The organism is Natronorubrum thiooxidans (genome assembly GCF_900156475.1).
Classification (GTDB): Archaea; Halobacteriota; Halobacteria; order Halobacteriales; family Natrialbaceae; genus Natronorubrum; species Natronorubrum thiooxidans.
In genome coordinates this window covers 41,126-65,522 of sequence record NZ_FTNR01000001.1, presented here as the reverse complement: position 1 = coordinate 65,522, position 24,397 = coordinate 41,126, and the positions used below count along the sequence as shown (strand labels likewise).

Sequence of the window (24,397 nt, the reverse complement as noted above, 5' to 3'; positions counted from 1 at the left end):
CTCGCCACGCTCAGCTGGGTACGAAAAGCGGCGCGAGTCAGTCCGAGCGGCGGTAGTCAGGATCGAACAGCTGTGCGGAGGTCGGTTCCGGATCACCTTCGGTCAGGTTGTACTTCGAAAAGTCGTCGACACCGGCCTCACGGAGGAGTTCCTCGTCATAGACGCTGTTGCCCGTGTACTCGGCCGGGTCGTGACTGAGGATCTCGAGGACGGTGTCGCTGACGATCTCGGGGGTCCGCCAGTCGTCTTCGGTTCCCATGCCAAAGTACCGCGTTGCACGCGTATCGATCGCCGTCACGGGCCAAAAGGCGTTACAGCCGACGTCGTCGCCGCCGAGTTCGCTCGCAAGCGACAGCGTAATGAACGTCATCCCGAGTTTCGACCACGCGTACGGTCCCGACCCCGGCGAGCGGTCGATCCCGACTGGCGGCGCGTTCGTCAACAGCCACGCGTTGTCGACCTCGCGCAGATGGTCGGCGAAGGCTCGAGAGGTGAGGTAGGTGCCCCGCACGTTGACGTCGGTCAGCAGATCGAACCGCTTCGGTGGCAGGTCCTCGACGGTCGCGAGTTGAATTGCGCTCGCGTTGTTGATGACGATATTGACCGTGCCGAACTCGTCGATGGCGCGCTCGACTGCCGCTTCGACCGCCGCTTCGTCTCGAACGTCGAGTTTGAGCGCCAACGCCTCGACACCGCACTCTCTGGCTTCGCGAGCCGTCTGCTCGATCGATCCCTCGAGGTCGCGGTCCGCGTAGTCGTCGTCTTCCTCGCTGGTCTTCCCGGTCGAGACGATGTTACAGCCCTGCTCGGCCAGTGCGAGCGCGATCGATTTGCCGATGCCGCGTGTCGTCCCGGTAATAAACGCCGTCTGCCCGGAGAGATCCGGTCGTGTGACTGACATACGTTCACATCTATCGCCTCCCGGATAAGGGCCCGTAAACCGGAAGCGAGTATCAACGGCGTCGAACGTGTCTTGCGTTTCTCGGCCCGCCGCAGGTTCGCATCCGACCACCGAGGACGGTCGCGGCCGATATTCGCTGTGTGTCACGCCGACAGTATCGAGTAGGGTGTCGATCTAGCGACGGCTTGTAACCATCACCGGACTCATTATCGATCAATATTGATTAAGTGAAACCACTGATGGTTTATATGTCGTCAAAAAGCCAATATCTCTATCTGAAACAATCCCCTTGGGCCGGTTACAGCGGTGTCGCGAGCAAACCTAGCGTCCTTCGCTGCGCCGCTGCCAGCGCACGTATGACCATGGATCTCAACGGACACTATCAGCTCCACATCGACGGCGAATCGGTACCCGCATCGACAGACGACGCTCTCGTGACGAACGATCCCGCGACCGGTGAGCCTATCGCGCGGTTCGCCACAGCAACCACGGCCGATGTTGATCGAGCGGTCGACGCGGCTCGCGAGGCGTTGTCGGCGTGGCGTTCAAAGACACCCGTCGAACGGGGACAGATCTTGCAAACCGTCGCGACACAAATCCGAGCCAACGCCGACGACCTCGCGCGAATCGAAAGCCGCGATCAGGGGAAACCGCTGACACAGGCCCAAAGCGACGTGGAAGACGCGGTCCGGTACTTCGAGTACTACGCCGGCGCAGCCGACAAACTCGAGGGCAAAAGCGTCCCGCGCGGCGACGAGACGCTCGATATGACCGTTCGAGAACCCTACGGCGTCAGCGGCCAGATCATTCCGTGGAACTTCCCGCTGAGCATCACTGCTCGAGGGGTTGCACCCGCCCTGGCGGCCGGTAACACGGTCGTGGTGAAACCGGCCCCGACGACGCCGCTGTCGGCGCTTCACCTGGCGGCGCTCTGTCGGGATGCCGGCGTTCCCGACGGCGTCGTAAACGTCGTCACCGGCGGGACAGAACCCGGTGTCGCACTGACGTCCCACGACGGCGTCGACCAGCTCACGTTCACCGGCAGCGTGCCGACGGGCAGGGCCGTGATGAAAGCTGCGGCGGAGACGATCACCCCGGTCACGCTCGAACTCGGCGGCAAGAACCCGGCAATCGTCATGCCCGACGCGGATCTGGACGAGGCGGCGTTCTGGATCGCGACGGGCATCTTTACGAACGCCGGCCAGATCTGCTCCGCGGCCGACCGGGCACTCGTTCACGAATCGATCTACGACGAGTTCGTCGAGTTGCTCGTCGACCACGCAGCGTCGTACGAACTCGGTCCAGGCACGGATGATCCGGACATGGGGCCGCTCAATCACGCCGAGCACTTCGAGACGGTCGTCGACTACATCGAGACCGGCCTCGAGGAAGGGGCGACGCTCGAGACCGGCGGCGAACCGCTCGACGGAGATGGCCATTTCGTCCCGCCGACGGTCTTTTCGGACGTCGAACCGGAGATGCAGATTGCACAGGAAGAGATCTTCGGTCCGGTGCTTGCGGTGATTCCGTTCGCGGACCGCGCGGAGGCGATCGAGATCGCCAACGGCGTCGAGTTCGGGCTAACCGGCGGCGTGTTCTCTCGAGACGTCGCACAAGCGCTCGGGATGGCCCGCGACATCGACGCCGGTGGCGTCTACGTCAACGAGTGGTTCGGCGGCTCAATCGAGACACCGTTCGGCGGGATGAAACAGAGCGGGATCGGCCGTGAGAAAGGCCTCGAGGCGCTCGATTCGTACCTTCAGACGAAAAACATCGCCGTGAACCTGGACGAGGACGGGCACTGAACGCACAGTCCCGACGGTGTGCGAACTCGGCCGACAGGGCGTTAGACAGCGGCGACGCCTCGATCATCGCACCGACCGGTTAGCGAACGTGTGACAATGCGCGGCGCATCAATCATTGAGCACAGTATCAAACAGCGAACGGCGAACGATGGCGAAGGGGTGTGGCGGTCGAGAGAACGGTCTGGGCATGTACCCGCACGACGCTACGTCTGGGGAGAAATCGCTTCAGAACCGCTCGGGAGCCGATTCAGTCGCCGCTGCCGCCCGTAACGACGACCGGGAGGTCAGTGTTCAAGATCACGGACTGGGTGACGCTGCCGAACACCGCTTTTCCGACCGGGGAGCGTTTCCGCCCACCGAGAACGATCGAATCGACGTCGTACTCGTCGGCCCGCGTCAGGATGTCGCCCTTCTCGACGTCACCGCTGCCCTCGAGGACCGTCACGTCGATACCGTTGTCCTCGAGGTGTTCTTTCGCCCGGCGAACGGAGCCGATCCGCGACGCCGATTTGAACTGCTTGAAATCCTTCGGGAGGTCCTCGCTTTCGTCGGTGAAGATAAACAGCAGATACGCTTCGACCGAATCAGCTGCGTCGGGCAGCGATGCGATGTATCTGGCCTGTGTGATCGCTCGGTCCTCGTTCGTGTCGACGGGCACTAAAACACGATGCATGCAGACATGTTCACATGTTACACTAATAAAACCGACTGTGACTGTCGGTCTCGTAGAAGGTGCGTCGGCGCTGTTTGCATGGTGTCGACTCGAGCGGCCCAGGTCGCTCGAGTGGCGTCGTTACTCGTCGGCGGCGTCGACGAGTCCTTCGCGGTCGCGCAGCGACCGGCGCTGGATCTTGCCGGTGGTCGTCGTCGGTAGTTCGTCGACGAATTCGATCCGTCGTGGATACTCGTACTCGGCGAGTCGGTCCCGGACGAGGTCGCGGATCTCCTCACGGAGCCGCTCGGGGTCGTAGTCGTCGCTTGCGGGCTGGACGTAGGCCTTGATTGCCTCGCCGTGGGTCTCGTCGGGAACACCGATGACGCCCGCCTGTTCGGCCTCGGAATGGTGGAGGATCGCCTCCTCGACTTCCATCGGCCCGACGCGGTAGCCGCTCGTGAGGATCACGTCGTCGGTCCGGGAGACGAACCACAGATAGCCGTCATCGTCGCGTTTGACGAGGTCACCGGTGCGGAACCACCCCGATTCCGTCTGTTTGTTCGCCGTCTTCTCGGGCAGCTTCCAGTACTCGTCGAAGAACACGCGGCGATCACCCGGCTTGACCGCGAGTTCGCCGACCTCGCCGGTTGCGAGTTCCGCGTGGGTGTCGGGGTCGAGCACCGCCAGTTCGTAGCCGGGGAAGGGTTTCCCCATGCTCCCCGGACGTGTGTCGAACCACGCCTCGGAGTTGCCGACGACGAGGTTGAGTTCGGTCTGGCCGTAGAACTCGTTGACCGCGACGTCTGCGAACGTCTCGTCAACCCAGTCGACGACCTCCGAGGTGAGGGGTTCGCCAGCAGAGGCGAACGTCTCGAGAGAAAGGTCGAACTCCCCTTCGGGGTCGTCGACGGCCATCAGCATCCGAAGCGCCGTCGGCGGCATGAACGCCTTGGTCACGCCGTGGCGTTCCATGAGGTCGTATGCCGCCTCCGGGTCGAACCCGTCGCGGGGCCAGCCGACGACGGTACAGCCGTGGTGCCACGCCGCAAAGAGCGTCCCGCCGAGGGCGGCCCCCCAGGCCCAGTCGGCCGGCGTCCACACCGTGGTCTCACCCGCCTCGAGGCCCTGATCGAAGTAGTTGTACGCCGCAGCGGCCCGGCCGAGCCAGAGCGCGTGGCTATGGCGGACGCCCTTTGGCGGGCCCGTCGAGCCGCTCGTATACATGATCGCCGTCGGCGTCTCCGGTGTGGCGTCGTAGACGTCGATGCCGGGTTCGTGGGCCTCGAGCAGGTCCTCAAAGGCGTGGGCGTCGCCGTCGACCGACGCCCCGTCGCCGAGTTCGATCACGTGCTCGAGGTCGGGACACTCACCACGGATTTCCTCGACCGTCTCGCGCACGCTCGGATCGACGACGACGGCCACGGCCTCGCTGTCGGCGAGTCGGTACTGCAAGGCGTCGCGGCCGAACAGTACGGTGAGCGGGACGGAGACGGCTCCCACCTTCCAGTTTGCGAGGTGCGTGAGCGGGTTCTGGGGTTTCTGCGGGACGACGACGCCGACGCGGTCGCCCGCCTCGACACCGAGGTTGGCGAGGGCAGCTGCGAGCCGGTCGGAGCGCTCGTCGAGGTCGTCGAAGGAGTAGGTCTCGAGGCCGCCGTCGGGTTGTTCGTATCGAAGCGCCGTGCGACTCGTATCGTCGTGTTTCCGCAGGAAGTCGACGGCAGGGTTGAACGATTCGGGAAGGTCCCACTGAAACGTCTCTCTGGCCCGTTCGTACTCGTCGAACGTCGGCATCACCGTCCATGTCATGCGTGGGGGTTGTTGGGCCAGCACATAGCGTTTTTCGACACGCCGCTGCGTGACGGAGAGACGCCAGCACACCAAGACGGCGATCAGTATATGTATCGAGCGTCCAACAGTGCATGCATGTCACAAGACGTCCTCGAGGACGCCGTTTTCGATCGGGAACCGGACGATCGATTGCAGATCCTCGATGCCGACGGGACCGTCGTCGCACCCGCCCTCGAACCGGACCTCGAGGCCGAAACGTTGCGATCGATGTACCGCGATATGCGGTTTTCTCGGCGGTTCGACGAACGGATGATCAGTCTCCAGCGGCAGGGACGACTCGGCACCTACGCATCGCTGGCCGGCCAGGAAGGCAGCCAGATCGGGTCGACATATGCGCTCGCCGAGGACGACCTGCTGTCGTTTCAGTACCGGGAACACGGCGCGGTCGCGGCGCGGGGGATGCCGTGGGAGTACCTGCACTACTGGATGGGCCACGAGGAGGGCAACGCCGCGCTGGCCGATATCAACGTCTTCCCGCTGAATATCTCGATCGGCGGCCACCTCCCGCACGCGGTCGGCTGGTCGTGGGCCGCGAAACTGAACGGCGACGAGCGCATCAGCGTCGTGCATTTTGGCGACGGCTCCACCTCGGAGGGCGATTTCCACGAGGCGATGAACTTTGCGGGCGTCTTCGATACGCCGACGATATTTTTTTGTAACAACAACCAGTGGGCCATCTCGATCCCGCGCGAGGACCAGACCGCGAGCGCGACCATCGCCCAGAAAGCCCACGCTTACGGCTTCGACGGCATCCAGGTCGACGGGATGGATCCCCTCGCGAGCTACGTCGTCACGAACGCAGCCCGACAGCGGGCGCTCGAGCCCGGCGACGAACAGCTGCGACCGACGCTGATCGAGGCGGTCCAGTACCGCTACGGTGCGCACACGACGGCCGACGATCCGTCGGTCTACCGGGACGACGAGGAGGTCGACCGCTGGCGCGCGAAAGACCCAATCGATCGGTTCGAGGCCTACCTGCGGAACAACAGGGTTCTCGACGACGAGCGGATCGACGCCATCGAGACCGAAATCGACGAGGCCCTCGCGGCGCTGATCGACCGTGCCGAAGCTGGCGAGCGTGATCCACTGGAGATGTTCGAGTACACGTACGACGAGCCGACGCCGCGACTCGAGGAACAGCGAGCTGACCTTGAAACCCTCCGAGACACTCACGGTGACGACGAATTACTCGATTACGAATGAGTTTGACAGGTCGTATATAAAATCGGCAATAGGACAGGGCAACGGCTATTTCCTGGTCGTCGCTGCGTTCGCATACGATGCAACTCGAGCAGCCGACACAGGAATCCGGCTGGAGCGGGACGATCCCCAGCGCCATCGACGTCCGAGTGCTCGGTCTCGTCGTCGTCACGGCAGGGCTGGCCGCGTCGGTGAACATTCCCTACGGCGGCGTGCCCGTCGCGCTCGCCGCGTTCGTCGTGCTCGTCGGTGGCGGCGTTGTCGTCCACGTACTCGGCGAACGGAAACTGCGCCGGATCACCGACGGACTCGTCGAGCGGTGGGCCGCGGCCGGCGGGCAGATCAACGACGTCACACGGTCGGCCGACGGGATGCGGACGGAGTGGACCGTCCACACGCCGGACGGCGACGTGACAGTCGGCGGGATCGCACTGGTCCCGATCGCCCAGCTTTCGGTCGAGTGGCAGGGCGTCGGCGATACGATAGATGCAAGCGAGGCGGCGGACAATCTCGACGCGCTCGCGGACAGCCTCTACGAGGAAATCTTCGAGATCGGTGCGACGCCACAGCGGGCCTGAGTTTCGATCTTCGCGGTCACAACGGCAACTGAGGTCTCGAGTGCGCAAGCGCGGGCCGAATGGGGTGAATACACCGCAGACGAATCGGGTGAGGTATCGAACTGATGGCTCACACTGACTTTCGTGGCCGACAGTTAAGCCACTCGACAGACACGTGTTCACGCATGTCAACAGACACCACCGGCGGTGTGGGATTCAGCGTCGACGACGAAACACAGCTCATCCTCGACAGCCTCGACGACTTTCTCGAGCAAGAGGTCGACCCACTCGTCGACGACCTCGGCGACGTCGACACGAATCCGCGGAAGGGCCACCACGAGAACGGTCGCCTGACGGACGACATCCTCGAGGCGCGAGCGCAGATCCGGCGTCAATCCGCAGACGCGGGCTTCTACGCGATGAACCTGCCCGAGGCCGTCGGCGGCGAGGACGTCTCCGCGGTGACCTGGTATCGGGCGAAAAAGCATCTCGCGTCTCATGGTCCCGGCCTACCGCGCTACGTGCTGGCCGGGCCGGAAGGGCCGAAACCGCTCCTGTTGCAGGCCGAGGGCGACCAGATCGAGCGCTACCTCGAGCCGACCGTCCGGGGCGAGAAATCCACGGCGTTCGCCCAGACCGAGCCGAGCGTCGGCTCCGATTCGCCGAACATGGAGACAGTCGGGAGGAAAGACGGCGACGAATGGGTGCTCAACGGGCGCAAGCAGTGGATCACGAACGCACCCTACGCGGATTTCGTCCAGCTGTTCGCGCGAACGACGCCACAGGCGGACGCCGGGCGCTACGGCGGGATCACCTGCTTTCTCGTCGAACACGACGAGTACGACCTCGGCTCGTACAACAACGCCGTCGGCGCGGTGGGGACACAGGCCGAGATCGTCCTCGACGACGTCCGGATTCCGGAAAACCGGGTGCTCGGCGAGGTCGACAACGCCTTCTACGCGGCGATGGAGTTTCTCTCGCTCGGTCGCCTCGAGTTGGGCGCCGAAGCCGTCGGATACAGCGAGTACGCCCTCGAGCAGGCCCGCGAGTACGTCACCGAGCGCGAGGCGTTCGGGCAGTCGATCGGGAACTTCCAGCAGGTGTCGGCGAGTCTCGCTCGCGGGAAGGCCAAGACGTACGCGGCCGACGCGGCCGGATTGAAACTCGCCTGGAAAATGGCCACCGACGAGCGGACCGTGATGGACGCGTCCGTGTTCAAGTGGTTCGCCACGACTGTCATGTGGGAGGTCGCCGACGCCGTGGTGCAGGTCCACGGGGCGAACGGCCTCGCCGAGGAGAATCCCTACATGGACCTGCTCCATCAGGCGCGTATGCTGCGGATCGTCGAAGGGACGGACGAGATTCAACTCAACACGATCGCCAACGAGCTGGGGCTTAGGGACTGATCGGCGTGCTCGAGGCCCGTTTGTCAGTCCTGTCGCTTCGGTATGCGATTCGGAACGACTTCGGCGAGACGTTACGGGCTGCCCACGTGGACGTGGCGCCGGTACAGATAGTACGAGAGCGCCGGAACGGACACGAGTAACAGTTCGGTGAAGACGACCCCGCCGAAATGGACGACACCCGCGAGGCCCCACAACGGACTCGGCGACCACGTCTCGTTACCGCCGAGCGCCCGGAGATCGGCGAGCAAACACCCGAGGACGACGACGGCCACGCCGATTCCGACCCAGAACGAGAGCGTCTGGAGGACGAACCACGCAACGTCCAGACCGAGCGGTGCGTCAGGGGCCGACGCCGCAGAAAAAAACGCAGTGGCTGCGAATCGGGAGGTCACTGCTGTCAGCACGACGACAGGGAATAGCGCAATGCCGTACCACCACGATGCCCTGTGCATAGCACACTATTTCTGAAACCGCCAATAAATGCGTCGGACAGAGACGACAACTCGAGGGGAAGATGATCCCGGCTGTTGGTTCGTCGGATGCCGATTCTCGAGGCAGGGGTGTGCCACCGAACGCACTCACGACTGTCCCGTAACGTAAAGTGTTGATACGAGTATGCGTTCAGTATGCAACTCGATGGCATTCGTGTACTCGATCTCTCGCGGTTGTTGCCCGGCCCCTACGCGACACAGTTGCTCGCCGACTCGGGTGCCGAAGTGGTGAAGGTGGAGGATACCGGCGCGGGCGACTACGCGCGGGCGATGGAGCCGCTTACGTCCCGCGACATCGGGGCGATCTTCGAGATGGTCAACCGGGGCAAACGAAGCGTTGCGATCGATCTAAAAGACGAGGACGGACGAGCCGCGTTCTATCGCCTCGTCGAAGATGCCGACGTCGTCCTCGAGAGCTTCCGCCCGGGCGTGGTCGATCGACTGGGGATCGACTACGAGACGCTCACCGAGTACAACGAGGACCTGATCTACTGTTCGCTCACCGGCTACGGACAAGACGGCCCCTGGGCAGACCGGGCCGGCCACGACCTCAACTACGTCTCGCTGGCTGGATTGATGGATCTGACCCGCGATTCAACTGACGAAAAGCCACAGGTTCCCGGCTACCAGATCGGCGATATGGCCGGCGGGCTGTTCGCCGCGTTCGCCATCGTCGGCGCACTGCTCTCGAGAGAACTCGGTAACACTGGCGGCGAGTACATCGACGTCGCGATGGCCGACGTCGTCGCCTCGTTCTCCCAGTCGGTCGCCTACCAGTCGTTGACCGGCGACCCGGCCGAACCGCGACCGGGGGAGACGCCGCTGACCGGCGGCGTCCCGTGGTACGACAGCTACGAGACCGCCGACGGGACGTGGGTCACGCTCGGCGCGCTCGAGCCGAAGTTCTGGCGAGCGTTCTGTGACGCTGTCGATCGGGACGACCTCGTCGACAAACACGGCTCACAGGATCCGGCCGTGCTCGCCGCCCTCGAGGCCGAACTCCGAGATCTCTTTCGCAAACGAACGCGAGACGAGTGGGAAACGATGCTCGGCGACGTCGACGCGGCGTTCGCCGGCGTCTACGCGCCCGCGGAAACGGTCGCCCATCCCCAGTTTCGGGCTCGAGACCTCGTCGTTCGACCCGACGACGCGCCACCGCGGCTCGGCTTCCCTGCCTGTGGCAGCGACGTCCCGGAGACAACCGACGAGGCCGTGCCGGCCCACGGCGAACACACTCACAAGTATCTCGCCGAAGTGGGATACGACGATGGGGAGATCGAGTCGCTCCTCGAGTCCGGTGTCATCCGTCGAGACGTATCGTGACGAGCCCAACCTCCGCTTGCGTCTGGAGAGACGGAGACGGATCGCGCTAACGTGGTCCTGATCGGCCGACTGCTATCGAAAGGAAGTGGACAAATAGTCGAGAAAACGGTTATTTAGGACGATATAATTAGCGAGGACGGGTGAGTACCGAATGAAACAATATGAGAACCGCTACGAGTGTCGCGATTGTTCGATAGAAGTCTATCCCGTTTCCTATCGAGCGAACTGTCTGAACTGCGGTGGCGCGCTTCGGTCTGCGACACGCTATGGTGGCGGCGAAACGACGGGGAGCTGACGGACGCTCCGTCCGTTTTTTACGACGCTGGCGACAGCCGTGCAGCCGCGCCGATAGCGCCATCTGATATGATATGCCACCCGTCTACTTGGTCGCAGACTTTCCACCTATATATAACTAATATCGCCTAATAAATAGACATACAGCCAGTATTCTAGCAGATATCGAGTGTACTCCCACAGCGCATATATACTGTGTAGTGGTACCAATGTTCAACCGATGATTCCCATTCCAGTCGAACACGCGCTGTCGCACGCTGCACGAACGGTTTCGCCAGAAACGTCCACGACCGAAGCTGCGACGATGCTTCGTGATCCGAGCGTCCCGGCACTGGTCGTCCTCGAGGACGAGTCAGTCGTCGGTATGATCACCGAGTCGGATATCGTCGCGTTCGTCGCCGAGACGCTCGAGCCCCACCCCGTCGACACGATCATGTCCTCGCCGGTGACGACGGTTTCGCCGACCGAATCGCTCGTCGACGCCGCCGAGTCGATGCGCGCAAACGGCGTGAGCCACCTGCCGGTCGTCGACGGCGGGGCCTACTGTGGGCTCGTCTCCGCGTCTAGGCTCGCGCCGTACCTCTCACGGACCCGACTCGAGATCGAGTGGCAGGACGACCCGATGCGGATCGACGCCGACGACAGCGGCGGAATCCGGATCAGTGAGTGAGACGGTCGCTCGAGTTCGTCCATCGCCGATCGGTCACTCGAACAGCTCTTTGTGCCGTTTCGCGAGGTCCGTGTACTCGCCCGAGGAGAACATCTCGAAGATCTCGTCGGGATCGATCGTCGTCTCCTCGAGCGGTGTGATTTCGCCGGGGACACCGCGAACGAACGATTCAGGCGGGATATCGTACTCGTCGGGAATCACCGTTCCGGCGGCAACGACGCTGCTCGAGCCGATTGTCGCACCCGTGTTGATCGTCGCGTTGAATCCGACCAGCGCCTGTTCGTCGACGGTCGCCTCGTTGAGGACGGCCCCGTGACCGACCATGACGCGGTCCGAAATCGTCGAGGCGTGAATCGTCGCGTTGTCGCCAACGTGTGCCTGTTGTCCGACCCGAACGGGACCGATATCACCCCGAAGTACGACCCCCGGCCAGACGCTCGCGTCGGCGTCGACGTGGACATCCCCGACGAGCGTTGCCTCTTGGCTGACCGATGCATCGTCGTCGATCGTTGGTGTCGTCCCTTCGAACGCGTACTGTCGACTATCTACCATGCGAATGCGGCCCACGTCGCCGATAATAAGCGTTCGTTACGGGTTCTGTGACGCTCATCCGATGATGCGTTTCGCTCGAGCAGAGCCCGGGCAGCCTTCGACGGCACCGGTTCTTTGCCTATCGGGTTCGTCTAGACCGATATGCTCGTCCTCGGTGACGCCCACGCGTCCGATCCGGCCCGCCGCGAGACGTTGCTCGAACTCTACCGCGCTCTCGAGCCCGCGTCCGTGCTCCAAGCCGGCGATCTGGAACGGTACGACCTGCCTGCGCCGACGTGGTTCGTCGCGGGTAACAACGAGGATCTCGACGTCATCGAGGCGCTTCGGGCTGGCAAGGACCCGTCGACGCGGGTGACGGCCACCCTGCTCGCAAGCACGGCCGCGACCGTCGACGGCTGGCGCGTCGCCGGGCTCTCGGGGAACTTCGCGCCGACAAAATACGACTGTGCGCGAACAGAACTCGAGGGCGACCGGCGTCGCCACTTCACTCACGAAGACGTCGAGCTGGCGGCTGCGCTGTCCGACGTGGACATGCTGGTCACCCACGAAGCACCGACTGGCCTGCTGTGGTACGGCTACGACCCCGGCTGTAAACACGTCGACGACCTGCTCGAGTCGCTGTCGCCGGCGCTCTGTCTAGTGGGCCACCACCACCGCCACCGCGAAGCCGAGATCGACGGCACGCGTGTCGTCAGCCTCGCCCCCGCCTGGGAGCGCTACTATACGCTCGAGGGCGATCCCGACGGATTCTCTCTCGAGGTACACGACCACGAGTTCGGTCCCGACGCTCCATCGACGGGCGACGGATCGTAACGACGCAAAAAACAGCAACAACAACCGTGAGTTACGGGACAGCACTTCTCGGGCAAGAGCCTGCGAACCGAGACGCTTGAGCCGTTAGAACGTCTCGAGGTAGCGGTCGAGTTCCCACTGGGAGACGTCGATGAGGTACTCCTCGAACTCCTGGCGTTTGGCCTCGACGAACTTCGAGGCGATGTGGTCACCGAGCGCACTGTAGATCGCCTCGTCTTCCTCGAGGGCGTCGACGGCTGCACCGAGGTTCGACGGCAGCGTGTCGATACCGTGTTCGTCGCGTTTGGCCTCGTCGAACTCGTAGATGTTGTCCCGAACCGGGTCGGGGGCCTCGAGGTCCTGTTCGATGCCGTCGAGACCGGCATGGATCATGACAGCGATGGCGAGGTAGGGGTTACACGAGGGATCGGGCGAGCGCAGTTCGATTCGCGAGGCCGCTGGGACGCGTGCGGCCGGTTTGCGGATCAGCGCCGAGCGGTTGCGGTCGGACCAGGCCACGTAGACGGGTGCTTCGTAGCCCGGCACGAGGCGCTTGTAGCTGTTAACCGTCGGGTTCGCGATCGCGGTGATCGCGGGCGCGTGTTCGAGGATCCCGGCGAGGAACGAGTGGGCGGTGTCGGACAGATCGAACTCGTCGTCCGCGTCGTGGAAGGCGTTCTCGCCGTCCTCGGTGAACAGCGAAATGTGGGTGTGCATCCCCGAGCCGTTGATCTCCGGGATCGGTTTCGGCATGAACGTCGCGTGGTAGTCGTGCTGGGAGGCGATCGCTCGGACGACGGTTCGGAAGGTCCCGACGTTGTCCGCCGTCGTCAGCGCGTCATCGTACTCGAAGTTGATCTCGTGTTGGCCCTCGGCGACCTCGTGGTGGCTGGCCTCGACTTCGAAGCCCATGTTCTCGAGGCCGTAGATGATGTCACGGCGCACGTCGCTCGCGAGGTCTTTGGGTGCGAGGTCGAAGTAGCCGCCGGCATCGTTCGTTTTGGTCGTCGCGCGGCCCTCCTCGTCCTCCTCGAAGAGGAAGAACTCCGGTTCGGGGGCGGCGTTGACCAGATACCCCATTTCGTGGGCACGGTCGAGTGCCTGCTTGAGCACGTAGCGTGGGTCGCCCTCGAACGGCTCACCGGTTGACGTATTATAGACGTCACAGATCATTCGAGCGGAGGAGCCGTCCTCACGGTCTCGCCACGGAAGCACAGCAAAGGTGTCCGGATCAGGGACGAGTCGCATGTCCGATTCCTGAATACGCACGAAGCCCTCGATCGAAGAGCCGTCGAAGTAGATTCCGTCAGTAAACGCCTTCTCGGCCTGGCGGGCCGGCACCGAGACGTTCTTGACCGTCCCCAGAATGTCCGTAAACTGCAGTCGAAGGAAGTCGATATTTTTCTCGTCAATCTCGTCGAGTACGGCCTGCTCGGTCTCAGTGATGTTTCCGCTTGTCATCTTTCTCGTCGTGCTATCCAAGTAACTCTGCTACTAAAACCCTACTGCTCCAAGCAAATCTTCTCTCCACCGCTGGAAACTGTATATTCGTAAAGTTCTAAAGGCTCCAGTGAGAGGTTGGATGTGATGACGTACGAAAATCTCGATGCAAAATTAGTGAATGCACTTCTGGGCGATGGCCGAGCCAGCCTCCGCAGCCTCGCCGAGGAGCTTGACGTCTCCGTGACGACCATCTCGAACCACCTTTCTGATCTCGAGGAAGAGGGCGTAATCGAAGGCTACACGCCGCGAGTCAACTACGATGCCGTCGGCTACGACGTTACGGCCGTCATCCAGCTACAGGTCGAAGGGAACGCGCTTCCGGACATCACCGACACGCTACGTGACCACCGCCAGATGACCAGCGTCTACGAAGTCACGGGCGACTACGACGTGATCGCCATCGGCAAATTCAAAGACACCGATGGAATGAACGACCAGATCAAACAGTTGCTAACCGACCCGGATATCAAAGCCTCGAACACGAGCGTCGTTCTCAATGCCGTCTCCGAGAACGAACAGTTCGAACTCGAAGTCGACGATTCCTGAGCCAGCCGTTTAGCCAGTCACTCGTTCTCCCGCCACGATCCCATCAGACGGACTGCTGTCTGTCAGTGCCGGCGCGACCGCACGTCGATTCGCGGTCTCCGTTCATGCCGGAGGAGAATGTCATCTGAGATAGAGGAACACCATGCCGAGGACGAGCAACAGGAGCCCCCACCACAGCGAGTCGCCGGGGAGGACTTTCAGGACGAGCGTGACGACACCGGAGGAAAACAGCGACCAGCCGATGGTCGTTCGGTATGTCATACCTGTCGTACACCGGCCAGCACAATAGGTCGTGTGCCTGTCATTTCCAGTGTGAGTCAGGGCAACGAACGTGTGGACACACCGGACTCTCGTTCGAGGCAGCGATCGCTGGCCGCACGAGGACACACGCAAAAAACGGCAGCAGTTGTCGACGATACGACGCGAAACCGCAGCGTGGGTGGTGAAAGTTGGCTATGGCCGAGCTTACATCATGCCGCCCATGCCGCCGCCCATGCCACCCATGCCGCCGGGTGCACCGCCTTCTTCGTCTTCGCCCTTGTCGGTCGACAGGTCTCCAGCGGAGATGATGTCGTCGATTTTGAGGACGAGGTTTGCGGCTTCGGACGCGGAGGTGACGGCCTGCTCTTTGGCGTGAGCCGGTTCGACGACACCAGCGTCGAAGGTGTTCTCGACGTCGCCCGAGAAGACGTTCAGCCCAGCCTGGACGTCGCCGTCGTCGTGGGCTGCACGCAGGTCGACGAGCGTGTCGATGGAGTCGAGACCGGCGTTCTCGGCGAGCACGCGTGGGACGAGCTCGAGTGAGTCGGCGAAGGCCTCGACGGCCAGCTGTTCGCGCCCGGAGACGGAGTCAGCGTAGTCACGGAGGCGCGAGGCGAGTTCGACTTCGGTTGCGCCGCCACCAGCCAGCACGCGGCCGTCGGAGACGGTCTGGGCGACGACGTCGAGTGCGTCGTTGACACCGCGCTCGAGTTCGTCGACGACGTGGTCGGTCGATCCGCGAAGCAGGAGGGTGACGCCGTGGGCGTCGTCGCCCTCGACGTAGAACAGTTCGCCCTCGTCGTCACGGGTGACGTCACCGAAGCCGAGGTCGGCCTCGGTCGCGCTCTCGAGATCGGAGACAACGTTTGCGCCGACGACTTCCGAGAGGAACTCGAGGTCGGACTTCTTGGCGCGGCGGACGGCGAGGATGCCTTCCTTTGCGAGATAGTGCTGGGCGAGGTCGTCGATGCCTTTCTGACAGAAGACGATGTCAGCGCCGAGGTCGGCGATCGTGTCGACTTTGTCACGCAGCTGTTTCTCCTCGCGGTCGAGGAACTTCTGGAGCTGGTCGGGGTCGGTGACGGAGACTTCGGTGTCGACGTCGGTCTCTTCGACCTCGATGGCTTCGTTCAGCAGCAGAATATCGGCGTCGGTCGCCTCCGTCGGCATGTTGTCGTGGACGGGGTCTTTGTCTACGATGCCACCCACGAGCAGATCGGACTCGCCGACGGCGCGGCCGGTCTGGGTCTCGATGTTGAGATACTCGAGGTCGACGACGTTGTTGCCGTCTGCGTCTTCGACGGTGACCTGGCTGACAGCGTCGACGATAAGCTGGGCGAGGTGTTCTTTGTTGACCTCAGTGCCCTTCCCGGTCATCGAGGTCTCGGCCGTCTTGCGGATGAGTTCCTCGTCGTCGGTGTCGATGGTGCTCGCGATGTTGTCGATCTCCTCACGGGCCTGCTCGCTTGCCATGTGGAAGCCCTTGATGATCGCCGTTGGGTGGATATCCTGCTCGAGAAGGTCCTCGGCGTTTTTGAGGAGTTCACCGGCGATCGCGACGGCGGTCGTGGTGCCGTCCCCAGCTTCGTCCTCCTGGGTTTCGGCGACTTCGATGATCATCTCGGCCGTCGGGTTGTCGATGTCCATCTCCTGAAGGATGGTGACGCCGTCGTTGGTGATCGTTACCGATCCCATCGAGTCGACGAGCATCTTGTCCATCCCTTTCGGACCGAGTGTCGAGCGTACAGCCTCGGCGACTGCACGGGCTGCACTGATGTTGTAATCCTGCGCGTCCTTGTCCTTGACGCGCTGGGAATCCTCGCTCATCACGATCATCGGCTGACCCTGCTGCATTCGCTGGCTCATAGTCAACTGATTCATTGATTGTCCTTCTATATAAATACACCGGTATCTGCTGTTCAGGGCAACGGTCAGACACAGATTAAATACCGTCAAAACCCCCGTACTGCGGGCCGATATAGACCCCTATATGGTGTGCGTTAACACGCTACTACAGCGCTGATCGAATGGGATGCTCCGACATATTTAAGAGTAACTGGAATTGCAGTCACAGGTCGACCGGCTCGACCAGCGACGGCTCGTCGGTCGACGGATCGTTGACCGCCCGCGAGACGGGATACGCACGCATCTCCTCGGCCGGGTACGGCTCGAGCAGGTCCTGTGGCTCGTCAGCCGTCAGCCACTCGCGTTCGCGCTCGGGGTCGAGAATCACGGCCATTCGGTGATGAAGCTCCGAGACGAGGGCGTTCGGTTCGGTGGTAACGATCGTGAACGTCTCGAGCGGGCCGTCGTCCGTGGGTGCATCCTCGAGGCCGCCACCGAACGCCTCGAGGCCGGACTGGGTCGTCTCGTCGGTGGATTCCCAGCGTTCCCAGAGGCCGGCCAACGCGAAGACCCGGTCGTCCTCGAACGCGACACGGTAGGGTCGTTTTCCCCCACTCGTCTCGACCCACTCGTAGAAGCCATCCGCCGGAACCAGACACCGGCGGCGCTCGTATGCCGCCCGAAAGCTCGGTTTCTCGGCGATCGTCTCCGCACGCGCATTAATGAGCCCACCGCTGTCGTCGTCGGCCCACGACGGCACAAGCCCCCACTCGAGGTGCCGAATCGTCTCGGGGTCGTCGCCCGTGATCACTGGCAGTTGCTGTCCCGGTGCCATATTGTATCGGGGTGTGGAGACGGCCGCCGAGTCCGTGATTTCACTGTCGAAACGGTCCTCGAGCGCCGCCGGCTCGACCATCAGTGTGTACCGTCCGCACATACCGACCAGTCGGTGGCCCCGAATAAATCGTTGTCCGCTCGTCGGCGTGTGGGTGCTCACTCGAGTAGGCTCCCCGTACTCCCGCAAACGCCGGTGGTAAGCGCCCTGTTACGATATCCGATCCCGCCGGAGTGCTCCATGGGGTCACGATGACGGATCAATACGAACTGGTGGTGTGTCAAAACGGCAAGCTAGAGCTTCGAGATCCGGACGACCCCAACTGCTGGCTCGCAACCGACTCGCCGGCCGAAATAGAGCGATAACCGTCTCGCCTCCGCGGTCGCTCATCGCGCCATCGTTTTTTGTTACTGCTCGGCTACTGCTCGTTGTCCAGCGCCCACAAGAGACGCGTCTCGAGTCGAGTCTCAAAATCACAGCCGAGCGGCTCGCAGTCTTGCTCGCAGTAGAAGACGCCAGGACAGGGATTTGAACCCTGAATCCCGAAAGGGAACACGCTTTCCAGGCGTGCGCCTTACCGTTCGGCCATCCTGGCCTACCTCTTTGTAACCACGTCGGTCGTTTAACTCTTACTTTTGTCGTCGCCGTCCTGTGGCTTGGTTTCATCCATTACGCGGCGGGCCGACCACGTCGCGATCCGATACTCGAGGACGTATGCACTGCCCGCAGTCACACCGCCGACGAAGAGGGCAATGAAGGCGCTCTGGGTGATCGAGACGAGTGGCTCGACGACCAGCGCATAGCCCTGGACGAGCACGAGGAAGGCCAAAACGCCAACAGCGCCCCACAACAGCGCGGAGATGAGCCGCGGGGAGAGCCCGGCAACGGTCGCTCGCATTCCTTACTCGAGGGAGGCGACGGCTTCGAGTTCGATGCCGACGCCTTTGGGGAGGGCGGCGACCTCGATGGCGCTCCGGGCCGGTGGTTCGTCGTCGAAGTAGTCGGCGTAGGTCTCGTTCATCGCGTCGAAGTCGCCGATATCGTCGAGGAAGACGGTGACTTTGAGGACGTCTGCCGACGTCGCACCCGCCTCGTCGAGGACGGCATCGAGGTTGTAGAGCGCCTGTTCGGTCTGGGCCTCAATCGACTCGTCGGCGAGCAACTCGCCGTCGGTCGTCAGCGGGATCTGACCGGCAGTGAACAACAGCGAGTCGTCAGTCGTCGCCTGACTGTACGCCCCGACTGCGGCAGGTGCGTCGTCAGTCTGGATAATGCGTTTCATATCTCACCCCTCGGCGCGCCCGGGCTTAAAACGGGGCGAAAGCCTACGCGAGGATGTCGACTGGGTAGCCGGCGTCGCGGAGATCGGAGAGGAAGGCATCGACGTGGTCGGGGCCGCGCATCTCGAGTTCGATCTCGACTTCGGTGTCGCTCATCTCGACCTCACGGGAGGTCCGGTCGTGGTGAATCGCGTAGATGTTCGCCTGATGAGTCGTAAAGATATCGAGCAGGTCTTCTAGGGCACCCGGCCGATCTTTCAGGACGGTTCTGATCTTGAGATAGCGGCCGGTTTCGACGAGGCCACGGACGATAACGTTCGTCAGCGTGTTGAGATCGATATTGCCGCCACAGAGGGCAGCAACGATCGTCTCGTCATCGTCGTAGTCGAACTGCTCGAAGAGCACTGCCGCAAGCGGCACTGCACCAGCGCCTTCGACGAGCGTCTTCGAGCGCTCGAGGAGATAGACCAGCGCGACGGCGATCTCGGGATCCGAGACGGTGACGACCTCGTCGACGTACTTTTGGATGTAGGGGAACGTCTGCTCACCGACACTGCGGGTCGCGATCCCGTCCGCGATGGTGTCGACCCCCTCGAGCGAGACGCGTTCGCCCTTCTCGAGGGAGGCTGCAGCGCTCGAGGCACCCTCGGCCTGCACGCCGACGATTCGCGTGTCGGGTTTCTGTTCTTTGATCGCCGTCGCGATTCCGCTGATGAGTCCCCCGCCGCCAATGGGGACGACGACGGTTTCGACGTCGGGACAGTCTTCGAGGATCTCGAGGCCGATAGTCCCCTGGCCGGCCATGATGTCTTCGTCGTCAAAGGCGTGGACGTAGGTCCGGCCCTCCTCGCGTTCGATTTCGTGGGCGCGCTCGGCGGCTTCGTTGTAGTCTCGGCCCGAGAGGACGACCTCGGCCCCGTAGCTTTTCGTCGCCTTGACCTTCGAAATCGGCGCGTGTTCGGGCATGACGATCTTCGAATCGACGCCCGATCGTGTCGCTGCGAGCGCGACGCCCTGGGCGTGATTGCCCGCACTCGCGGTGACGACGCCCGCATCCTTTTGTGCCGCCGAGAGCGTCGCGATCCGGTTGGTTGCCCCACGGATCTTGAACGCCCCTGTTCGCTGGAAGTTCTCCAGTTTCAGATGGACGTCAGCGCCAGTCATCGCCGAATACGTGTGTGCGTGTTCGAGTGGCGTGTGTCTGGACGTTTCTCGGACCCGTTCGTGTGCCTCGAGAACGTCGGCAAGTTCGAGCATACGCCCGACTACTCGGCAGGTGTTGTAAGACTGTCGGGGACTGGGCAGCCAGTCGCCCCGGCGGTTACCAAATCCCACGACAGGACTGTGTTGCCGTATCGGCAACACGACAGGGAATACAGGAATGCACGGCGTGTGACGTGCGAGTGTAGAGGGGAACGCGTAGCATATAAAGCTCATGGCTCCGGAGCGAAAGTGAAATCGCAAGCCTGGACGGTGGTACCAGAGATGTCTGACGTTCGGCAGACGAACGTCATTCGGACGGTCGAATCTCGACCGCTGCTCGCTCGAGATGCGATCGAACGGCCTCGCGAAACGACGGTTCGTCGGGCCACGACGTCTCGGCCTCGATATGGAGTCGCTCCGGCTCGCCGACGTAGACCCAGACCGACTGCCGGTCTGTGTGCGACACAGCAACCCGTGTATACAGCCCGCGGTCGACGCCCTCGTACCGATCGAGTCGCTCGAGTGCCGGTTCATCGACTGCGAGCAGTCGTCCCTCGACGCTTCCACCAGGTGCGAGCGTTGGATAGCGGCCATCGACGCGGTGAAGCCCCTCGAGGATGGCGTCGCTACCGAGTTCGTACTCACCGGGGCCGTCGCCCAGCAGCACCTCGACCCGATCCGGATCGGTCAGCGTTCCGTAGACGAAGACCAGCACGGCCGACCGTTCGGGTTCGATCGTCTTGTCCGTGCTGCTCACCGGTCAGTGGCTGGCGACTCGAGCAGGTCGCTCGAGTGGCTCTGTGTGACACAACACGTCGCGTGTGAGGGAGCCGCAAAAAACGAGCCGAACGGACACGGCAGTGACCCGCCGTTATCGGTCTTCGAGCGGGACGAACGTCTTGTCCTGCGGGCCGGTGTAGCGTGCACGTGGGCGAATGAGACGGTTATCCTCCTGGTACTCGAGGACGTGGCCGACCCAGCCGCCGGCACGGCTCATCGCGAAGATCGGGGTGTACATATCGATCGGGATGCCGAGCTGGTAGTAGACCGAGCCCGAGTAGAAGTCGACGTTCGGGGCGATCCCCTTATGCGCGAGCCCTTTCTCCTCGGAGAGATACTGTTCGATGGTCGTGGTGTAGTTGTACCACTTGTCCTCGCCGTTGTCGGCGAGTTCCTTGCTGCGTTCCTGGAGGATCTTCGCCCGGGGGTCTTTGACGTCGTAGACGCGGTGGCCGAAGCCGGGGATCCGTCGGCCGTCCTCGGTGGCCTGTTCGACCCACGCGCGGTGGTCGAGATCGCTCTCGTCGATCTCTTTTAGGACCTCCATGACGTCCTGATTTGCGCCGCCGTGGAGCGGGCCGGAGAGCGCGCTGACACCGCCGGTCACGGCGCTGTAGATGTCGGCCATCGTCGACCCGATCACCATCGAGGTAAACGTCGAGGCGTTCAGGCCGTGGTCTGCGTGCAAGATGAGTGCCTGATCGAAGGTTTCGGCGTGGACATCGCTCGGTTCCTCGCCGGTCAGCATGTACAGGAAGTTCGCTGCGAGTCCGAGATCAGGGTGCGGGTCGAGGGGCTCCTCGCCGAGCCGGTAGCGCTCGAAGGCCGCGAGCGCGGTCGGGATCTTGGCGGTGATCCGTCGCCCTTTCCGGAGCGTTGCCTCGAGGTCCTCGGGGTCGGCGTCGCGTTCGGGTTCGGTGGCTGAGAACATCGAGACCGCAGTCCGGAGTGCGGCCATCGGCTGCTCGTCGGCTGCCGCGAGCCGCTCCATCGTCGCGAGCACGTCGTCGCTGACTTCGCGTTCCTCGTTGAGCGCCGCGGTGAACGCCTCGAGTTCGTCTTCGTCCGGGAGATGACCATGCCAGAGGAGATAGACGACTTCCTCGTAGCTCGCGCCACGGGCGAGATCTTCGATCGTATAGCCGCGATAGATCAGCCGACCTTCGGCGCCGTCGATCGAGCTGAGTCCGGACTCTGCAACAAGGACTCCCTCCAATCCTTTCTTGAGATCGTCAACCATACTCGGCATTTCGCACCCCGATGGAAAAGTATTGTCGTTTGTTCGCTGTCACGGCCGAACACGTGTGATGTCGCCGTTTCGTTGGGATGATTCAAAAACTGAACGGGGAGTTCCGGCCCTGGAATAGACATACGTTCACTGTTTAATCTTCGGGGTGGAGTATTTTACATTATTTTTCGAGAATGGCGTTCAACAGCTTCGTCTGTCCAGCAGCCAAATGCTCGGTCAACGTCGAGCGAGCGATGTCGAGTTCCTCGGCGACGTCGGTCGCGTTTGCCCCTTTTGGATACTCGAAATAGCCCAGTTCGTGGGCCGCCTCGATGATCTCCCGCTGGCGCGTCGTCAACAGCTCCCGGTCGACAATGACGGGATCCGTCGATTCGTCGTCCTGGTCTTGCGTGAGGTCCTCCACGAGGACGCCGTCGAACTCGGCACGGAGGTCGCCGACGATTTCGGCCACTACCTCGAGGTCGAGCGTCCGAAACGTCAACAGCAGCGAGCCGTTCTGTGCGCGAACGGCCGAGATCGGCGTTCCAGTTTGTTCGATGATTTCACACGCACACCCAGCGTCAGCATCCCGCTCGAACCGATAGATGTCTTCCTGCTCGGTCGTCTGGATCGGCGTCAGTTCGGCCTCGGTGCTGGCGTCGACCGTCTCCGTCGACGACCCATCAGCAACGCCGAACTCCTCGACAACACCTCCGTCCGTCGACGCACTCGAGCGCGTGACGGAGGTAATGGTATCAGTAGTCGAAGAAACATCGGCAATCGGACAGCCTGTCGGATCGTCGACGACGACTGTTGCTCGAAACCCACTCATACGCATCGCTTCGGTCTCAGTTACAATAACCAGCCGCCAGAATTCCCGGCCGGTGAAAACTCGTCAGAGCAGGGACCGCGGGTTACGCTCGTTGCCCCAGTTTTTCGCGGCTGATCCGGACACCGGTCGGCGTGATGATCATCTGATCGTCGCCTTTCCGAACGATGTCACCGTCGACCTCGTGGGCGACCTGGCGGAGTTCGTCGATGATGTGTTCGACGGTGCTGTCTTCGGTCCGCAGGCGCGTGATGTCCGCGATGACGATATCGCCGTCGTAGACGGCGTCTTTGATGTCGATGGCGTCGGCTTGTCCGCTGACCTCGGCGATATGGACCTGCATCGCCGCGTCAGCCGAACTCGCCGATACGTCGTCGAGATTCAGTTCGACGTAATCCTCGGCCGTCCGCGACTGACTCCCGCCGAGAATTTTGCTCATAAATCCCATTGGCGTAACCCACCGCCGCCGTCAGTATAGTTCTTACGTCAGACACAGTCTTGTGTTCCGGTACTGATCGCTGGAACGAACGCCCTGAACGGATCGAAAAGAGAGTGACAACGCTGTCCGTTCGTCAACGAACACGCCGCCGTCGACGACGCCCTCGAGGCGGGGTCACTCGCAGAAGCAGACGGGTGACTACCCGGCGAACTCGTAGAGATCGTCGCCGACGTGGTGAAGCGACTCGACGACTTTGCCCTCGTCACCGACCATCTCCGTGCCCTCGACGCGGGCGCGGCCGACGGCAAGCACCTTGCCGTGGGTTTCCTCGGCGATGACGACCAGATCGTCGGGCGAGATGTCATCGGTGGCCGTCGTGATACCCGGGCGCATCACGTCTGCACCGTCGCTGACGAACGAGATTGCCCCAGCATCGACCGTGACCAGTCGCCGCTCGGGCTCGTGGGCGTTTGCTCCTCTAACCGTCAGGAACGGCTCCTCGTCGAAGTACGCGACCTGTGGCTCGCCATCGATGAGGATGACTTCCCAGTCAGTGTTCTCGAATTCGACACGCTCGTAGGCGTCACCGTCGGGCGAGACGCCGAGTTGCTCCTCGAGAGTTGCTTCGAGATCCGAGACGGCGTCGCTGCGGAGATGATGGCGAGATTTGACCTGCATACGCGGCCAAACGGGCGGTCCAGAAATAAAAGGCCCGTTCCGCCGACCGATCTACCACCGTGACAGTCGGTGTTGGCGACGAATGTGACAATTGCTAAGTATTCTCATGACGTCGTGGTAGCTATGTGGCCCTCACGGAGCCGCACTGAGACGGTCACGTGCCTGTCCTGTGGTGAGCAGGTCGCCCGGTCGGCAGCCCGCGAGTACGACAAACACGGCGACCGCTGGGATCGCGAGGACAAGACGTTCGAGTATCTGTGTACACCCTGTCACGAGGCGCTGTGTCGCCAGCCACGGGACGAACTCGAGGAGTTGCTCATCGAGAGCGAGGCCGGCAATATCGATCAGGAGGCGTTTCTCTCGGGCTATCTGGCGCTCGTCGAAGAACGGTACGGAACGCTGGAGGAAGAATCCTGATCCCGGCGACCGTCTGTCAGTTTCGGGGCGTCGCGACCGGCGGCTGACTGTGCCGG

At 62.6% G+C, this 24,397-nt stretch carries 26 protein-coding genes and 1 tRNA gene; 9 read left to right on the top strand and 18 right to left on the bottom strand.

Features of this window, described 5'->3' with window-relative positions; all coding sequences use genetic code 11:
- Positions 1–37: 37 nt before the first annotated feature.
- Positions 38–901, bottom strand: a complete 864-nt coding sequence (locus tag BW940_RS00310) for an SDR family oxidoreductase (protein ID WP_076607196.1) — start codon at positions 899–901, stop codon at positions 38–40.
- A gap of 356 nt (positions 902–1,257) precedes the next feature.
- On the opposite strand from BW940_RS00310, the gene BW940_RS00305 reads away from it, so the two are divergent.
- A complete protein-coding gene (locus BW940_RS00305; protein ID WP_076607195.1) occupies positions 1,258–2,706 on the top strand; it encodes an aldehyde dehydrogenase family protein in 1,449 nt (482 codons plus the stop codon).
- 247 nt (positions 2,707–2,953) lie between these two features.
- On the opposite strand, the gene BW940_RS00300 is transcribed toward BW940_RS00305, so the two are convergent.
- Both BW940_RS00300 and BW940_RS00295 read right to left on the bottom strand, forming a co-directional pair.
- The gene (locus BW940_RS00300) at positions 2,954–3,379 is read right to left on the bottom strand and encodes a universal stress protein (RefSeq protein WP_076607194.1); all 426 of its coding nucleotides are present in this window, start codon (positions 3,377–3,379) and stop codon (positions 2,954–2,956) included.
- Positions 3,380–3,499: 120 nt separating this feature from the next.
- Complete coding sequence (locus BW940_RS00295; RefSeq protein WP_076607193.1) at positions 3,500–5,170, bottom strand: acyl-CoA synthetase; 1,671 nt, start codon at positions 5,168–5,170, stop codon at positions 3,500–3,502.
- Between the two features lie 117 nt (positions 5,171–5,287).
- On the opposite strand from BW940_RS00295, the gene pdhA reads away from it, so the two are divergent.
- The 3 genes from pdhA to BW940_RS00280 all read left to right on the top strand — a co-directional run bounded on the left by pdhA (position 5,288) and on the right by BW940_RS00280 (position 8,375).
- The gene (gene pdhA / locus BW940_RS00290) at positions 5,288–6,415 is read left to right on the top strand and encodes a pyruvate dehydrogenase (acetyl-transferring) E1 component subunit alpha (protein WP_076607192.1); all 1,128 of its coding nucleotides are present in this window, start codon (positions 5,288–5,290) and stop codon (positions 6,413–6,415) included.
- Positions 6,416–6,492: 77 nt separating this feature from the next.
- Positions 6,493–6,990, top strand: a complete 498-nt coding sequence (locus tag BW940_RS00285) for a hypothetical protein (protein ID WP_076607191.1) — start codon at positions 6,493–6,495, stop codon at positions 6,988–6,990.
- A 164-nt stretch (positions 6,991–7,154) separates the two neighbouring features.
- Complete coding sequence (locus tag BW940_RS00280; RefSeq protein ID WP_076607190.1) at positions 7,155–8,375, top strand: acyl-CoA dehydrogenase family protein; 1,221 nt, start codon at positions 7,155–7,157, stop codon at positions 8,373–8,375.
- Between the two features lie 71 nt (positions 8,376–8,446).
- Here BW940_RS00280 and BW940_RS00275 read toward each other — a convergent pair whose 3' ends face one another.
- The gene (locus tag BW940_RS00275; protein WP_076607189.1) at positions 8,447–8,827 is read right to left on the bottom strand and encodes a hypothetical protein; all 381 of its coding nucleotides are present in this window, start codon (positions 8,825–8,827) and stop codon (positions 8,447–8,449) included.
- A 174-nt stretch (positions 8,828–9,001) separates the two neighbouring features.
- Here BW940_RS00275 and BW940_RS00270 point away from each other — a divergent pair, with 174 nt between their 5' ends.
- Together BW940_RS00270 and BW940_RS00265 are read left to right on the top strand one after the other, a co-directional pair.
- Positions 9,002–10,189, top strand: a complete 1,188-nt coding sequence (locus BW940_RS00270) for a CaiB/BaiF CoA transferase family protein (protein WP_076607188.1) — start codon at positions 9,002–9,004, stop codon at positions 10,187–10,189.
- A 514-nt stretch (positions 10,190–10,703) separates the two neighbouring features.
- A complete protein-coding gene (locus BW940_RS00265; protein ID WP_076607187.1) occupies positions 10,704–11,153 on the top strand; it encodes a CBS domain-containing protein in 450 nt (149 codons plus the stop codon).
- Between the two features lie 33 nt (positions 11,154–11,186).
- On the opposite strand, the gene BW940_RS00260 is transcribed toward BW940_RS00265, so the two are convergent.
- Positions 11,187–11,705, bottom strand: coding sequence for a gamma carbonic anhydrase family protein (locus BW940_RS00260; RefSeq protein WP_076607186.1), 519 nt, complete (start codon positions 11,703–11,705; stop codon positions 11,187–11,189).
- Positions 11,706–11,846: 141 nt separating this feature from the next.
- Here BW940_RS00260 and BW940_RS00255 point away from each other — a divergent pair, with 141 nt between their 5' ends.
- Entirely contained in the window at positions 11,847–12,518 is a 672-nt protein-coding gene (locus BW940_RS00255; protein WP_076607185.1) for a metallophosphoesterase family protein, read from the top strand.
- Positions 12,519–12,602: 84 nt separating this feature from the next.
- Here BW940_RS00255 and glnA read toward each other — a convergent pair whose 3' ends face one another.
- A complete protein-coding gene (gene glnA / locus BW940_RS00250; RefSeq protein ID WP_076607184.1) occupies positions 12,603–13,958 on the bottom strand; it encodes a type I glutamate--ammonia ligase in 1,356 nt (451 codons plus the stop codon).
- Positions 13,959–14,084: 126 nt separating this feature from the next.
- Here glnA and lrp point away from each other — a divergent pair, with 126 nt between their 5' ends.
- Complete coding sequence (gene lrp, locus BW940_RS00245; RefSeq protein ID WP_076607687.1) at positions 14,085–14,546, top strand: HTH-type transcriptional regulator Lrp; 462 nt, start codon at positions 14,085–14,087, stop codon at positions 14,544–14,546.
- Between the two features lie 120 nt (positions 14,547–14,666).
- On the opposite strand, the gene BW940_RS21640 is transcribed toward lrp, so the two are convergent.
- From BW940_RS21640 to BW940_RS00190, 12 genes are all read right to left on the bottom strand, one after another.
- On the bottom strand, positions 14,667–14,807 hold the full coding sequence (locus BW940_RS21640; protein ID WP_173834825.1) for a hypothetical protein: 141 nt from the start codon (positions 14,805–14,807) through the stop codon (positions 14,667–14,669).
- 204 nt (positions 14,808–15,011) lie between these two features.
- Positions 15,012–16,673, bottom strand: coding sequence for a thermosome subunit beta (gene thsB, locus BW940_RS00240; RefSeq protein ID WP_076607183.1), 1,662 nt, complete (start codon positions 16,671–16,673; stop codon positions 15,012–15,014).
- A gap of 202 nt (positions 16,674–16,875) precedes the next feature.
- Entirely contained in the window at positions 16,876–17,589 is a 714-nt protein-coding gene (locus BW940_RS00235) for an SOS response-associated peptidase (RefSeq protein ID WP_076607182.1), read from the bottom strand.
- Positions 17,590–18,000: 411 nt separating this feature from the next.
- Positions 18,001–18,082 (bottom strand) — tRNA-Ser (locus BW940_RS00230).
- Between the two features lie 27 nt (positions 18,083–18,109).
- Entirely contained in the window at positions 18,110–18,385 is a 276-nt protein-coding gene (locus BW940_RS00225) for a hypothetical protein (protein ID WP_076607181.1), read from the bottom strand.
- Positions 18,386–18,388: 3 nt separating this feature from the next.
- Entirely contained in the window at positions 18,389–18,769 is a 381-nt protein-coding gene (locus tag BW940_RS00220; RefSeq protein WP_076607180.1) for a Rid family detoxifying hydrolase, read from the bottom strand.
- Between the two features lie 43 nt (positions 18,770–18,812).
- Positions 18,813–20,024, bottom strand: a complete 1,212-nt coding sequence (ilvA, locus tag BW940_RS00215; protein WP_076607179.1) for a threonine ammonia-lyase — start codon at positions 20,022–20,024, stop codon at positions 18,813–18,815.
- A 253-nt stretch (positions 20,025–20,277) separates the two neighbouring features.
- On the bottom strand, positions 20,278–20,727 hold the full coding sequence (locus BW940_RS00210) for a gamma-glutamylcyclotransferase family protein (protein ID WP_394329392.1): 450 nt from the start codon (positions 20,725–20,727) through the stop codon (positions 20,278–20,280).
- Between the two features lie 114 nt (positions 20,728–20,841).
- On the bottom strand, positions 20,842–21,990 hold the full coding sequence (citZ, locus tag BW940_RS00205) for a citrate synthase (RefSeq protein WP_076607178.1): 1,149 nt from the start codon (positions 21,988–21,990) through the stop codon (positions 20,842–20,844).
- A gap of 169 nt (positions 21,991–22,159) precedes the next feature.
- Positions 22,160–22,810 carry a helix-turn-helix domain-containing protein gene (locus BW940_RS00200; RefSeq protein ID WP_076607177.1) on the bottom strand — a complete coding sequence of 217 codons (651 nt, stop codon included), beginning with the start codon at positions 22,808–22,810 and terminating at the stop codon, positions 22,160–22,162.
- Between the two features lie 82 nt (positions 22,811–22,892).
- The gene (locus BW940_RS00195) at positions 22,893–23,255 is read right to left on the bottom strand and encodes a cell division protein SepF (RefSeq protein WP_006064815.1); all 363 of its coding nucleotides are present in this window, start codon (positions 23,253–23,255) and stop codon (positions 22,893–22,895) included.
- A 189-nt stretch (positions 23,256–23,444) separates the two neighbouring features.
- Positions 23,445–23,924 (bottom strand): RNA-binding protein, encoded by a 480-nt coding sequence (locus BW940_RS00190; protein WP_076607176.1) that lies wholly within the window; start codon positions 23,922–23,924, stop codon positions 23,445–23,447.
- A 123-nt stretch (positions 23,925–24,047) separates the two neighbouring features.
- Between BW940_RS00190 and BW940_RS00185 the strand changes: the two genes are divergently transcribed.
- Entirely contained in the window at positions 24,048–24,341 is a 294-nt protein-coding gene (locus tag BW940_RS00185; RefSeq protein ID WP_076607175.1) for a DUF7562 family protein, read from the top strand.
- Positions 24,342–24,397: the final 56 nt, after the last annotated feature.

What these genes read in the sequence shown, in the direction of transcription:
- BW940_RS00310 (WP_076607196.1), bottom strand. Translation starts at nt 901, where the DNA reads ATGTCAGTCACACGACCGGATCTCTCCGGGCAGACGGCGTTTATTACC.
- BW940_RS00305 (WP_076607195.1), top strand. Translation starts at nt 1,258, where the DNA reads ATGACCATGGATCTCAACGGACACTATCAGCTCCACATCGACGGCGAA.
- BW940_RS00300 (WP_076607194.1), bottom strand. Translation starts at nt 3,379, where the DNA reads ATGCATCGTGTTTTAGTGCCCGTCGACACGAACGAGGACCGAGCGATC.
- BW940_RS00295 (WP_076607193.1), bottom strand. Translation starts at nt 5,170, where the DNA reads ATGACATGGACGGTGATGCCGACGTTCGACGAGTACGAACGGGCCAGA.
- pdhA (WP_076607192.1), top strand. Translation starts at nt 5,288, where the DNA reads ATGTCACAAGACGTCCTCGAGGACGCCGTTTTCGATCGGGAACCGGAC.
- BW940_RS00285 (WP_076607191.1), top strand. Translation starts at nt 6,493, where the DNA reads ATGCAACTCGAGCAGCCGACACAGGAATCCGGCTGGAGCGGGACGATC.
- BW940_RS00280 (WP_076607190.1), top strand. Translation starts at nt 7,155, where the DNA reads ATGTCAACAGACACCACCGGCGGTGTGGGATTCAGCGTCGACGACGAA.
- BW940_RS00275 (WP_076607189.1), bottom strand. Translation starts at nt 8,827, where the DNA reads ATGCACAGGGCATCGTGGTGGTACGGCATTGCGCTATTCCCTGTCGTC.
- BW940_RS00270 (WP_076607188.1), top strand. Translation starts at nt 9,002, where the DNA reads ATGCAACTCGATGGCATTCGTGTACTCGATCTCTCGCGGTTGTTGCCC.
- BW940_RS00265 (WP_076607187.1), top strand. Translation starts at nt 10,704, where the DNA reads ATGATTCCCATTCCAGTCGAACACGCGCTGTCGCACGCTGCACGAACG.
- BW940_RS00260 (WP_076607186.1), bottom strand. Translation starts at nt 11,705, where the DNA reads ATGGTAGATAGTCGACAGTACGCGTTCGAAGGGACGACACCAACGATC.
- BW940_RS00255 (WP_076607185.1), top strand. Translation starts at nt 11,847, where the DNA reads ATGCTCGTCCTCGGTGACGCCCACGCGTCCGATCCGGCCCGCCGCGAG.
- glnA (WP_076607184.1), bottom strand. Translation starts at nt 13,958, where the DNA reads ATGACAAGCGGAAACATCACTGAGACCGAGCAGGCCGTACTCGACGAG.
- lrp (WP_076607687.1), top strand. Translation starts at nt 14,085, where the DNA reads ATGACGTACGAAAATCTCGATGCAAAATTAGTGAATGCACTTCTGGGC.
- BW940_RS21640 (WP_173834825.1), bottom strand. Translation starts at nt 14,807, where the DNA reads ATGACATACCGAACGACCATCGGCTGGTCGCTGTTTTCCTCCGGTGTC.
- thsB (WP_076607183.1), bottom strand. Translation starts at nt 16,673, where the DNA reads ATGAGCCAGCGAATGCAGCAGGGTCAGCCGATGATCGTGATGAGCGAG.
- BW940_RS00235 (WP_076607182.1), bottom strand. Translation starts at nt 17,589, where the DNA reads ATGTGCGGACGGTACACACTGATGGTCGAGCCGGCGGCGCTCGAGGAC.
- BW940_RS00225 (WP_076607181.1), bottom strand. Translation starts at nt 18,385, where the DNA reads ATGCGAGCGACCGTTGCCGGGCTCTCCCCGCGGCTCATCTCCGCGCTG.
- BW940_RS00220 (WP_076607180.1), bottom strand. Translation starts at nt 18,769, where the DNA reads ATGAAACGCATTATCCAGACTGACGACGCACCTGCCGCAGTCGGGGCG.
- ilvA (WP_076607179.1), bottom strand. Translation starts at nt 20,024, where the DNA reads ATGCTCGAACTTGCCGACGTTCTCGAGGCACACGAACGGGTCCGAGAA.
- citZ (WP_076607178.1), bottom strand. Translation starts at nt 21,990, where the DNA reads ATGGTTGACGATCTCAAGAAAGGATTGGAGGGAGTCCTTGTTGCAGAG.
- BW940_RS00200 (WP_076607177.1), bottom strand. Translation starts at nt 22,810, where the DNA reads ATGAGTGGGTTTCGAGCAACAGTCGTCGTCGACGATCCGACAGGCTGT.
- BW940_RS00195 (WP_006064815.1), bottom strand. Translation starts at nt 23,255, where the DNA reads ATGGGATTTATGAGCAAAATTCTCGGCGGGAGTCAGTCGCGGACGGCC.
- BW940_RS00190 (WP_076607176.1), bottom strand. Translation starts at nt 23,924, where the DNA reads ATGCAGGTCAAATCTCGCCATCATCTCCGCAGCGACGCCGTCTCGGAT.
- BW940_RS00185 (WP_076607175.1), top strand. Translation starts at nt 24,048, where the DNA reads ATGTGGCCCTCACGGAGCCGCACTGAGACGGTCACGTGCCTGTCCTGT.